The sequence below is a fragment of the Clostridium sp. YIM B02506 genome (assembly GCF_022324845.1).
In the GTDB taxonomy this organism is placed as follows: domain Bacteria; phylum Bacillota; class Clostridia; order Clostridiales; family Clostridiaceae; genus Clostridium_T; species Clostridium_T intestinale.
Map to the genome: position 1 here is coordinate 160,812 of NZ_JAKGTG010000001.1, position 11,794 is coordinate 172,605.

The following is an 11,794-nucleotide window of genomic DNA, read 5'->3' on the forward strand; positions in this document are numbered from 1 at the left end:
TTGATGTATTTCAGTGTATTTTTATATACTTTTATGTGTATCAATGTAAAAATATAGTAATTATAACAAACATAACAGCTTTTATATTCCAAAAATTATTATAAAAATTATAAACTTCATTTTCATATAAAAATGCCCTCTGGTCTAAATTATGAAATATATACCAGAGGGCAAAACGCTATTTTTTGTTAATTTTTAAGTCAAACGATTTATACTCCATATAGTCCCTGGAGCTCCTCCTCCAAGATCCAAAGGAATTGTTAATCCATCTGCTTCATAGAATAATCCCACAGTATCTCCTGCAACCAACTCGACTTCTCCTGATAATGTTACTGTACCACTTCCTAATATAGCTCTTAAAGTTAATACTAAAGCAACATTAACATTAAGAAGTGGGAATAATCCACTTATTAAGTCAGTTGTAGTTGGCGCAATTCTACGAACTGTGAGGGCTGGATCAATGCCAGCTCCTAAAGATATAGTTATAGCTGCAGTTGTTGCAAAATTAATTGTAGCTTCTATATTATATCTTCCAGTAGCAGGTACTGTATAAATACCAGTCGTTGGATCAAAGCTAGCACTTGTAAAGTATGGAGTGGTAACCGTCCATCCAGTTAACTGAGTACTTGCTGCTGTTGTAAATGTTGGTAAGAAAGCTGCAAATCCTTCTGTCAAAACAGACGTTCCAGTCGCTCCTGTTGCTCCTGGTAATGCTAATGGTGTATAATCTGGTGATGTGTCTGGTGTTCCTGTAGGCGGAGCAGTATTAACTATAAAGGTTCCTCCATTATAAGTTACTACTTGCCCTACTGGATAACCGGGTGCCGCTGCTGGATCAAATACTACTAATCCAGTAAGTCCAGCTCCGGTTGCTCCTGTCGCTCCAGTTTCACCAGTTGCTCCTGTTTCCCCAGTTACTCCTGTTACTCCTGTTACTCCGGTTGCCCCAGTTGCTCCAGTCACTCCTGTTACTCCGGTTTCACCTGTCGCTCCAGTTGCTCCTGGTAATGCTAATGGTGTATAATCTGGTGATGTGTCTGGTGTTCCTGTAGGCGGAGCAGTATTAACTATATAGGTTCCTCCATTATAAGTTACTACTTGCCCTACTGGATAACCGGGTGCCGCTGCTGGATCAAATACTACTAATCCAGTAAGTCCAGCCCCTGTTACTCCAGTTGCTCCTGTTGCTCCAGTTTCACCGGTTACTCCTGTCGCTCCGGTTACTCCAGTTTCTCCTGTTACTCCTGTTACTCCTGTCGCTCCGGTTACTCCAGTTTCACCAGTTGTTCCTGTTACTCCAGTTGCTCCAGTTGGACCTATTCCTCCTGTAGGACTAACTATATCATCCTCTATTATCACCATAGTAGCCTTTACAGGTACAGTAGATGCAAAAATAGCTGTTCCTGCTCCAATATAATTTAAATTTAAAGTAACTGGCGCTACAGTAACATCTACTATCCCTACACCTACTACTTCTCCCGTTTTAATTGGCATATTGCCTTCCAATATATCGCCTTGAGAAGATACTGCTGCAAATATAACTGAATTTGGAGTTGTAGCTGTCTGTACCGCTATCCACCAATCAAGCACATATCTTCCTACTTCATTAAATGTTATTACCCCAGTTGCCGCATTATAACTAATATTTCCTGACGAATATACTACACTATCAAAGATAACACTTGATCCAGATGCTACATTTCCATCTGCCAAACGTTCTATCTGTAAAGCTATATTACTCATCAATTTCCTCCTAAGATAAAATTTATTAAGTTATTAGCTAGTTTAATAACTTATCATTCTATAGTATGGATTTAAACTATTTATCGTGATAATTTTTTTGACTTTTTATGTCTATTAATATCATTTTAGTAAGGAAAAATGTCTTAATATATTTCCAATTTAGAAATATACTAAGACATATTAATTTTATTAGTTATAATTTAAAAGTAGTTTTAAAAAGCTTGAACATTCTTTTCCTTGTTTTTTGTATAGTTTATATTTATTAGTTAGGTTTCTATATTGATCTAAATACCCATCTATTATTGATTGTTCTACTTTATCATAATATTTGAGATTCTCACTATAATCTTCTTTTAAAATTGCAATCTGTAATTTGCTTTCTTCATAAAATTTATCTAGTTTCTCTAAGTTTGAATGAAAATTATAATGAGTTATTATTTTAATGTTGTTACTATATGCATATTTCTTTTTATACTTTAATAAGTTGTCCTTGATTCTTTCACATATTTTATTCTTAGTCCCGAGATCAAAATTTACATATACACTTATATCTCTATTTACTATTACTTTTATTATTTCATCAGTTAATAGAAATCCATTTGTTATTATATTTACATGATAATTTCTCCCTAGATTATCATATATGTAAAGTATCTTGTTAAAATCCACTAATGGATCTCCTCCATAGAAAACCAAATCACATTTTTCTATTTGATTTGAATAATACTCTAATATATTTTTAACATTCTTAAAAATCTCTTTTTCGTCTACATTTATTTTTATGTGATTACCATCAATGTTACAATTATTACAACTCAAACTACACCTATCTGTAATATTAATCATAATTATAATATTATTATCATTTAGAAAAACCTGTATTTTATTATCGAATTGAAAAAAATCCTTTGTTTTACTTTTAGGTTTAAATATCAAATTTTTAATATCTGTTATATACCTCTCTAAATGACTACAAATATTCAAATTAACTTCTTTATTGTTATAAGCACATTGATTATAATCTCCTTCATAATATGCATTAGAATTATTATATATCATTTTACCTCTAAACCCTCTTAACATTATACTTTAAACTTCTGTGCTAGTTCACTTAAGTCTTGAGAAACTTCTGCCTGAGCCTGTGAAGTTTTTGCTACATCTATTACTGCATCTGTTACTTCATTAATGCTTAAAAGTATATCCTCAGAACTATTAGCTGATTCTTCAGCAGTTGCTGATACATTCTGAATAGCTCTGTTTACTTGTTCTATAACTTCATTTATTTGATTTGCTGATATTGATATTTCTTTTGTAATATTATTTATATGTTCTGCATCTTTTTCATACTGTATTCCTGTTTCTAGTAATAAGTCATAATTAGGGCCTACAGTTTCTTCCATGTATGTTAAAAAGCTTTGTCCACTTTTAGATAAATTCTCAAAAGCATCTTGAACCTGCTTTACCATACTTTGAATTCCACTTACGGCTTCTCCAGATTGTTCTGCTAACTTTCTAACCTCGTCAGCAACTACAGCAAAGCCTTTTCCTTTTTCTCCTGCTCTAGCTGCTTCAATTGCAGCATTCAAAGCTAACAAATTAGTTTGTTCTGCTATTGCACCTATAGAGTCAGCCATTATTTTTACATCTTCAACTACCTTACCATCAGCTATAGCTTTTAATACATTATTTCGATTTTCATTAAATATTATTTTTCCATCATCAATATTTTTTTCAGCTCTTTGTTTTATCTTTTCAGCTCTTTGTTTTATTTGCTCAACAGCTTTAAATGCCTCATTACTTTTGTTTGCTAATTCATTAGTTGTTGCACCAATTTCTTCAGCTGAGGCACTAACTTCTTCGGTAGTTGCGCTAAGATCTTGTATTCCATTAGATATCTGATTTGTGGCTTCATTTACTACTTCCATCTTACTGGATACCTCTTCTGTAGTTGCAGATAATTCTTCACTTCCTGCACTTATCTCTGATGATCCATTTATAATTTCACTTATAAGAGTCTTCACATTATCTTTTGCTTTATTCAACTCCATAGTTAAAATACCTATTTCATCCTTAGAATCCACATTCATATTTTTAGTTAAATCACCTTCACCTAATGCTTTAGCGAAATCTACTACTTTAGAAAGCTTTTTAGCTATTGATAAGGATATTAATAAACCTAATATACTAGCTAAAACAAATCCTATTACAGTTATAACTATAGCCGTAATTTTTGAAACATTAAAAATTCTTAGATTTTCATTGTTTGCACTTTCAGCTTCATTTTTATTCATTTCTATTATTTGCTCAAACGCATTCTGTATTTCAGATCTTGTTTTACTCATTTCTGTAACTGCTTTAGAGGCTTCGCCATAATTCCCTAATTCTACATATCCTATTGCCTTTTTAACTCCATTTTTATAAATCTTCATATCAGATTGTATTTTATCAACACTTTCTTTTTCATTAGGATTCATTAAATTATTTACATAGTAATCCAGTAACTCATCATTTTTACTGAATAATGTGTTTATTTGTATCTCAAGTTCCTCATTAGTTTCTTTTTTATCATTTTGGTATACCATTTTTAATAAATTAGTTCTAATACTAGAGAAATTTGAGTCTGCATCTGTAATTTTTAAAATTGAATTAATATTATAGCTATACATACGTATTGAATTATCATTTATTTTCCCCATACTGTTTATTCCCATGGCCCCTACTATACCTATAAATAATGCCACAGTGATAAACAATGATACTATTTTGGGTGCGATTTTTAAATTGTTAAACCTCTTCATTACTATTCCTCCCCAATTTACATTTAATCCTTTAGTTCATTTTTAATATCATATATACAAAATAAATATTTTGTACTGAAATGTTGAATATTATTAAAAAAGATTTAATATAATTAAACTTTTTTTCGTTTTGAAAAATAATTATTATGAATTTTTTTAATAATTAATATATTTTTTTATAAAAGTTTGTATTGTATGTCATATTATGTTAAAATAAATCGTACAAAATATTTATAAAGTTGTATTTTCTTGTCGCAGGAAAATTAATATAAAAAGAAATAGATTATAAACCAAATATTGGCCTATAATCTATTTCTTTTTATCAATATTTATAAAAATCTACTTTGAAATTTCGTTATGCATATACTCTATGTACTTATTCCCAAACACCTCAAATTGTTTTAATACATAAATAAATTCTCTTCCTATTTTTGTAAGAGAATATTCTACTTTGGGAGGCACCTCCGGATATACATGCCTATTAACTAGTCCATAATTCTCAAGCATTCTTAGCTGTTTTGTAAGTGTTGCCTGAGTTACTTCTGGTATCCTTCGTTTTAATTCTCCAAATCTTAATGTATTTTCATATAGGTGATAAATAATCAACACTGCCCATTTCCCCGAAAATATCTTTTGCGCAGTTACATAAGGGCACTTTCCAAATAAATCGATATTGTTTTCCATCGTCTCCTCCTTAATTTTTCAATAGTATCACAAAAGATACTAACTATACTAAAACAATGTACTTGTTTTTATTAATGAAACAACCTAATATAAAGATATGTTAATTTTATAACATTTATTTGGAGGGAGCAACTATTATGAATAAGGCAATTCAATTTTTATCAGAGGCTAAAACCTTTTATCTAGCAACTACTGAAAAAGATCAACCACGTGTACGTCCTTTTGGGGCAGTATCAGAATTTGAAGGAAAATTATATATATGTACAAATAATAAAAAACCAGTATTTGCACAAATACTAGAGAACCCAAAGGTTGAAATTAGTGCTATGGACAATACAGGTAGATGGATTCGTATTTCTGGAAGTTTAGCTGTAGACTCTAGAAAAGAAGCAAGAGAAGCTATGATAGAAACTAATCCTGCATTAAAAAATATGTACAAAGCAGATGACGGCATTTTTGAAGTTCTTTATTTTACAGAAGGAACTGCATCTATTTGTTCCTTTAATGGAGAAACTGAAGAAGTAACTTTATAGGATATAAATAAAAGAACTAAGGCATACTTAGTTCTTTTATTTATATAATTATTTAATTGTACTCTCTAAGTCTTCAGCTTTTTTAAGTACCATACTTTCTAAATCCTTTTTATATTTATCAACCGCATTATAAACTTTTTCATCTACAGTACCTAAAATTTGAGCTGCCAAAATCCCTGCATTTTTTGCTCCATTAATTGCAACAGTTGCAACTGGAACTCCTGGAGGCATTTGAACAACTGAATATAAAGAATCTACTCCATTTAATGTACTAGTTTTAACTGGAACTCCTACTACTGGTAGAGCTGTCATAGCTGCAACCATTCCTGGTAAGTGTGCTGCTCCACCTGCTCCTGCAATAATTACCTTTATTCCTCTGTCTTTTGCTTCTTTAGAATAACTGTATAATTTATCTGGAGTTCTATGAGCAGAAACTATTGTCATTTCATAAGGTACTTCAAATTGTGTTAAAATTTCAGCTGCTTCCCTCATTACTGGTAGGTCTGAATCACTCCCCATTATTATACCTACTATTGGTTTCATAACTTTTCCCCTCTTTTCTAATACTTTGTCTGATGTCTAGCCACTGTAACACTTCCACTTCTTCTTCAAGTGGAAGATAACAGTGGCACGACCCTAGATAAGTTCAACTAAGATTCAGATGGGAATCAAACCCCACCTGAATCAAGTTTCACTTTATTTAGAAATAACTTTTATGTATTTACTTGCTTCTAGAGCTCTTTCCTTAGCTTGCTCTACAGTTTCCCCAACTGCTGTTAAATGCCCCATCTTTCTATGTGGCTTAGTCTCTGACTTGCCATATACATGAAGATAGGTTCCCCCAACTTTTAAAGCTTCATAAGCTCCCTCTACAAAAGTTTTTCCACTGTAACCTGGTTCTCCTAATATGTTTCTCATCACAGTTGGTATTATTAAATCAGTTTTTCCTAAAGGAAGCCCAACTATTGCTCTTATATGATTTTCAAACTGCGATGTTATACATCCCTCTATTGTATAATGACCTGAGTTGTGGGGTCTTGGCGCAACCTCATTTACCAGTACCTCTTCATCCTCTGTTAAAAACATTTCAATACACAAGATGCCTGCAGTATCAAAAATCTTACACACTTCTCTAGCTATATTTTTAGCTTTTTCTTCCACACTACTACTTATAGCAGCTGGTACTGAAGTTTCAAATAATATGCTGTCTTTATGTACATTTTCTGCTACTGGATATATAGCTATTTCTTTATCTCTACCTATACAACATAAAACTGATATTTCTTTTACGTATGGAATATATTTTTCAAGATATAGTGGCATAATATCGCCCTTTAATTCTGTAAATGCTTTAATGATGTCCTCTTTTGTTTTTATAAGACTATTTCCTTTACCATCATACCCTCCCAATGCACTTTTCAGCATAGCTGGATATCCAAACTTTTCTATTGCTAATTCTATATCATGAGCTTTTTTAATTTCTATAAAATCCCCTAATGGAATATTGTATTTTTCAAGTTCTTTTTTCTGATTGTATTTGTTTTGAATTATTTTCAAACTGCTAGATTTAGGATAAACATCATGCCCTTTTTCTTCTAGCTCTCTTAAAGCTTCTGTTGATATGTGTTCAAACTCACAGGTTAAAACATCTACCTTTTTTGCCAGTTCTAATAGTGCCTCTTTATCATCAAAACTTGCTACAATCTTTTCATTTGCTAAACAACTAGCAGGACAGTCTTCTGATGGGTCAAGTATAGCTGTGAAAATCCCCATTTTAGCGGCTTCATTTATCATCATCTTTCCTAATTGACCACCGCCTATTATTCCAACTCTTTTTGAAATAAAATCTTCGTTAATCATAAACTATTCCTTTCATATTTAAACATAATTAATAAATCCCGTTATAATTCATCTTAATTTTAACACGAAAAATTAATTAATACAATAATTATAGGAATTTTATAAAATAACATTCGTGTATATACGAATGTTATCAAGGATTCTACGCATCATAATTCTTGATTAAATGTATTTTATTTCTCCCACTTTCTTTAGCCTGATATAGAGCCTCATCTGCAAATCTGTAGGCTTTTTCAAAACTCAATTCTCCAGCTCCATCAAGAATAGATATCCCAAAACTTGAGGTTATCTTAATTATAGTATCCCCTACCTTAAACTCATTTTTCTCAATAACTTTTCTCAATGAATCTACTCTTTCTTCAATCCGGATGTCCATATTTATCATTTATCTTTTTAAAAAAATCAATATCCATAACAACTATGTATGACTTAAAAGTATTATATTTATCTATTAGTACCTTTTCTAATTGTTCTTTAAAATATCTCCTATTAGGTATTTCTGTTAATAAATCATAATTAGATAAATATTGAAGTTTTTTGTTACTTTCTTCAAGTTTCATATTTTTATGTAAGTGAGAAACTTGATTGTTGTATACAAACTTAGCTAGAAAATATGCAGAAACAAAGAAAAACGCTCCATTCATTAGGTGAGAAAATAATATGTCTTTATTTTTCTGAAATACTATCATCTCTATGATAAAGGTTAAAAAACATGTTATGTACATTATATTATTGTAAGGTTTTTTAATAATAATAACTAATCCACTATAGATTATATTCACCCCAAAGGCCACTATCTGCCCAGTAGTAAATTGATCTAAGCCAGTAATCAAAGTTATACTAAGCAAAATAATGCCTAAAATAAAGTAGACACAATTTTCATAAAAACTTATACTTCTAGCTAGTTCTCTTTTAGTTACTATTCTAAAATATACTGCAAAATATAATCCCAGCACTGAAATAATTCCATGCAATATTAAATATGAAATATATATCCATTTATCTGCACTTTCTGAAGATCTTATTCCTGGTAAATCATGAAATATAATTATAAATATCTCCATAAGAGCTGTTATAGTTAGTCCTATCACAAGCCTCTTCATATTAGTAATCGCTATTGATTTTCTAATTTCTAGTTCTTCTTTTTGACTTAAATCCATGGCTATATTCATTCGCAATTATTCTCCATTTTATGTATTTTAATTACTATTATATTACTATGAATTTTTTAATACAATGGAAACTCCTTAATGCAAAAAACATCTAAGCCCCTCCCTAAGAACCTAGATGTTTTTATGTTTTCTTATTCTATTTGTTTTTATCTATTTCAGTTACTATCTTTTCTAAAAGATCTTTCGTTTCGAAGTCCCCTCTTTGAGCTATCATTTCTATTGTTGCCATTGAAGACATTGTTTTAAAAAGTATTGGATTCTTAAGTTTACTGAATTTAGGAGAAAGATTAACTAAAAAATTCTTTATATATGGATACTTCTTTACTATCTCCCCTATATTACTATCTTTGGTTATTCCATATTCATTCTCCGGAAGTTCTTCTCCCTTAACATCAGATTCACTATCTTCCTTTTTCTTTGTGCCTTCATTAGTCCAAGATAAAAGTCTTTGAGTTCCAGTTAAGCTTCTTATCTTAGTAACATCCTGCATCATTTCTAATACGCCTCTGAAGTTACCTTCTTCATCTCTTACTGCATTATAAATAATGTATATGAACTTTCCATTAATCTCTAGCCAGAATTCAGCTTCATCCTGTTCCCCTTCTCTAAAGGCTCTTATGATCTCCTCAACCATATGAACACTTTCTCTAGGATGACAGTTCTGTACCTCTCTACCTATGACCCCTGCACTTCTTGGGAATACTCTATGTTTAGTATCACTATAGAATTTAACTATTTCATTTTCATCAACATAAGATAAATCAACTTGAAGATGTTTAAAAATTAAATTTATCTGACTAAGAGTAAGTTTTCCTTGAGCAACATCTAAAACATCATTTTTAGATGAAGAATTAAGCATGCCATGCTTTTGAAGTACTGCCGCCATATCCTTCATAAAGTCATTTTCATTACTTCCATTTAGATTACTCATAACATTACCCTCCTTATTTCCATAAGGTGCTGGTGTTTTAATTAGACAATATCCAATCTCATCATCACCTTTTCTCATCTTCACAAAGTCTTCATCTGAAAGTAAGTCCATTGAAGTTGGAAGTAATATCTCTTCTTCCTTAACCATCATGTCCTCAACCATTTCCATTACTTCTTCTTGAAGCTTTAAGAATTCCTGATCCTTATCTCCCTCTAAAAGTCCTCTAGATTTTCTTATTATTTCTTTAGTATTATTATCTAAAGTCCACATTACTTTTGATGGTTTATCAAATCCCTTACTTTCTAATGCTGGGAATAATTGATTTTGTTTTCTAGAAAAGTGAATACTTATTTGCCCTAATTTATCATATAACTCTAACCATTGATTTTTGATAAACTTCTTGTCTAACTGTTTTTTCATTTTGCTTAAAACTTCTCTAATAGCTGAAATCTCATCTAGATAAGTTTTAACAGGATGACCTGATGGTAAATCAAGTTTTTCACTTACTAATATTCCATCAAAAATCTCTAATATCTCATCCATTCTTTCTGCTAATAAATCATCTGATATTCCATACTTTTGAAGATATTGCTCACATATAGCAAACTCTTGAGCAGTAATCTTTTCAAAAGAATCTTTCATAGTTTTCTTCGCTTCTTCTATAGATATATTTCCCTTTATATAATCTAATTTTATCTCAATTATTTTATTAATCTTATCTTCATCTATATCTAGATTCTCTGTCATCTTTATCTTTTCTAATTTATCAATAGGATAAAAATAAGCATGGTACTCATCATCACTTACTTTTTCTACAAACTTATCAAACCCTTTTTCCTCCATCATTTTATACATAGGAAAAGGTTCAAAATCCTTAATTACATGTATTCCTTCATTTGGTTTTAATTCCTTAATAGCTTTAGTTACACAATCTCTAAAAGAATCATGTTCTCCTCTGCCGTCTATAGTTACATAGTTAATATCTTTTTTCATGGTGTACCTCCCATTATATAAACTCTAATTGATAATCAATATCATTAATATAATAATAGCACTTCCTTAAACTTAACTCTGTAACCATTGTTACGCTTATAGGAAATATTTTAAAAAAGTTTTAGCTGCTATAGATAATGGTATGCTTTTATGATAAGCCATTCCTATACTTCTTTTAGGTATAGGAGGAGTTATTGGAATCTCCACAAGTTCTCCACTTCCTAATTCCTTAAGAGTAAAATCTTTTATAACAGCCGTTATACCTAAACCTATTTTAGAAAACTCCACTAATAAATCCATATTACTTATCTCAATTTCTGGTTGAACAAAAATATTATTATTACTTAGATATTTATCTATAAATTTTCTTGTTATATTATCTTTTTCCAAAAACATTAAGGTTCCAACATTAAAAATATCATTTATATTTTCAATATTTAATGAATCTAGGTATTCCTTGTTAGCTACAAATATATCTTGAATTTCTACTAAATTTATATAATTAAAGAAATCTTCTTCTGGAGGTTCACTTACAAAACAAATATCAACTTCTCCATATTTAAGAAGCTTCAAAGTTTCCAAAGTAGTTTTATTTATAAACTTTATCTCTATATTAGGGTATTCTTTTATAAAATTTTTAAGCTTAGGTATAACAAAATGCTTACATATAGTAGTACTTACCCCTATTTTTATGCTTCCTTGTTCCTTCATCTTAAATTTATCCAAAACAGTTTCCCCTAAAGAAATTTCATTTAAAGCTCTTTCTACATATTTATAGAAGACTTCTCCTTCTTTTGTAAGCTTAACCCCTCTAGAATTTCTGGAGAACATAGTTATTCCTAACACATCTTCTAACTTTTTTATAGATTTACTTACTGCTGGCTGACTTATAAATAGTTCTTCAGCTGCTAAAGATATGTTTCCACACTTTGCTACCTTATAAAAAACTCTATATAATTCTAAATTACTTTCCATTATATAACCTCCAGTTATATCAAACATAATTAATATATATTTCAATTATAAACCTAAATGTTATAAAATTACTATAAGCAATAAGTCAGATAAAAAAAGGGGGCT

11 protein-coding genes are annotated in these 11,794 nt (G+C 30.4%); 1 reads left to right on the forward strand and 10 read right to left on the reverse strand.

Annotation, left to right across the window (positions count from 1 at the left end; genetic code table 11):
- Window positions 1–195: 195 nt before the first annotated feature.
- The 4 genes from L1S49_RS00700 to L1S49_RS00715 all read right to left on the reverse strand — a co-directional run bounded on the left by L1S49_RS00700 (window position 196) and on the right by L1S49_RS00715 (window position 5,225).
- On the reverse strand, window positions 196–1,743 hold the full coding sequence (locus L1S49_RS00700) for a hypothetical protein (protein WP_238902131.1): 1,548 nt from the start codon (window positions 1,741–1,743) through the stop codon (window positions 196–198).
- Window positions 1,744–1,932: 189 nt separating this feature from the next.
- Entirely contained in the window at window positions 1,933–2,802 is an 870-nt protein-coding gene (locus L1S49_RS00705; protein WP_238902132.1) for a radical SAM protein, read from the reverse strand.
- A 23-nt stretch (window positions 2,803–2,825) separates the two neighbouring features.
- Window positions 2,826–4,541, reverse strand: coding sequence for a methyl-accepting chemotaxis protein (locus L1S49_RS00710; protein WP_238902133.1), 1,716 nt, complete (start codon window positions 4,539–4,541; stop codon window positions 2,826–2,828).
- 339 nt (window positions 4,542–4,880) lie between these two features.
- Window positions 4,881–5,225 carry a helix-turn-helix domain-containing protein gene (locus tag L1S49_RS00715; RefSeq protein ID WP_238902134.1) on the reverse strand — a complete coding sequence of 115 codons (345 nt, stop codon included), beginning with the start codon at window positions 5,223–5,225 and terminating at the stop codon, window positions 4,881–4,883.
- Window positions 5,226–5,362: 137 nt separating this feature from the next.
- On the opposite strand from L1S49_RS00715, the gene L1S49_RS00720 reads away from it, so the two are divergent.
- On the forward strand, window positions 5,363–5,758 hold the full coding sequence (locus L1S49_RS00720) for a pyridoxamine 5'-phosphate oxidase family protein (protein WP_238902135.1): 396 nt from the start codon (window positions 5,363–5,365) through the stop codon (window positions 5,756–5,758).
- Window positions 5,759–5,806: 48 nt separating this feature from the next.
- On the opposite strand, the gene purE is transcribed toward L1S49_RS00720, so the two are convergent.
- The 6 genes from purE to L1S49_RS00745 form a co-directional block, all read right to left on the reverse strand.
- Window positions 5,807–6,301, reverse strand: coding sequence for a 5-(carboxyamino)imidazole ribonucleotide mutase (gene purE, locus L1S49_RS00725; RefSeq protein WP_238902136.1), 495 nt, complete (start codon window positions 6,299–6,301; stop codon window positions 5,807–5,809).
- A 153-nt stretch (window positions 6,302–6,454) separates the two neighbouring features.
- A complete protein-coding gene (locus L1S49_RS00730; protein WP_238902137.1) occupies window positions 6,455–7,618 on the reverse strand; it encodes a 5-(carboxyamino)imidazole ribonucleotide synthase in 1,164 nt (387 codons plus the stop codon).
- A gap of 142 nt (window positions 7,619–7,760) precedes the next feature.
- Complete coding sequence (locus L1S49_RS23120) at window positions 7,761–7,994, reverse strand: diguanylate cyclase (RefSeq protein WP_275299485.1); 234 nt, start codon at window positions 7,992–7,994, stop codon at window positions 7,761–7,763.
- Window positions 7,978–8,790: a diguanylate cyclase gene (locus L1S49_RS23125; protein WP_275299486.1), complete on the reverse strand. Its 813-nt coding sequence runs from the start codon at window positions 8,788–8,790 to the stop codon at window positions 7,978–7,980. The genes L1S49_RS23120 and L1S49_RS23125 overlap by 17 nt, the downstream gene beginning before the upstream one ends.
- A gap of 136 nt (window positions 8,791–8,926) precedes the next feature.
- Window positions 8,927–10,714 (reverse strand): PAS domain-containing protein, encoded by a 1,788-nt coding sequence (locus L1S49_RS00740; RefSeq protein WP_238902138.1) that lies wholly within the window; start codon window positions 10,712–10,714, stop codon window positions 8,927–8,929.
- Between the two features lie 96 nt (window positions 10,715–10,810).
- Window positions 10,811–11,689, reverse strand: coding sequence for a LysR family transcriptional regulator (locus tag L1S49_RS00745; protein WP_073019351.1), 879 nt, complete (start codon window positions 11,687–11,689; stop codon window positions 10,811–10,813).
- Window positions 11,690–11,794 lie beyond the last annotated feature (105 nt).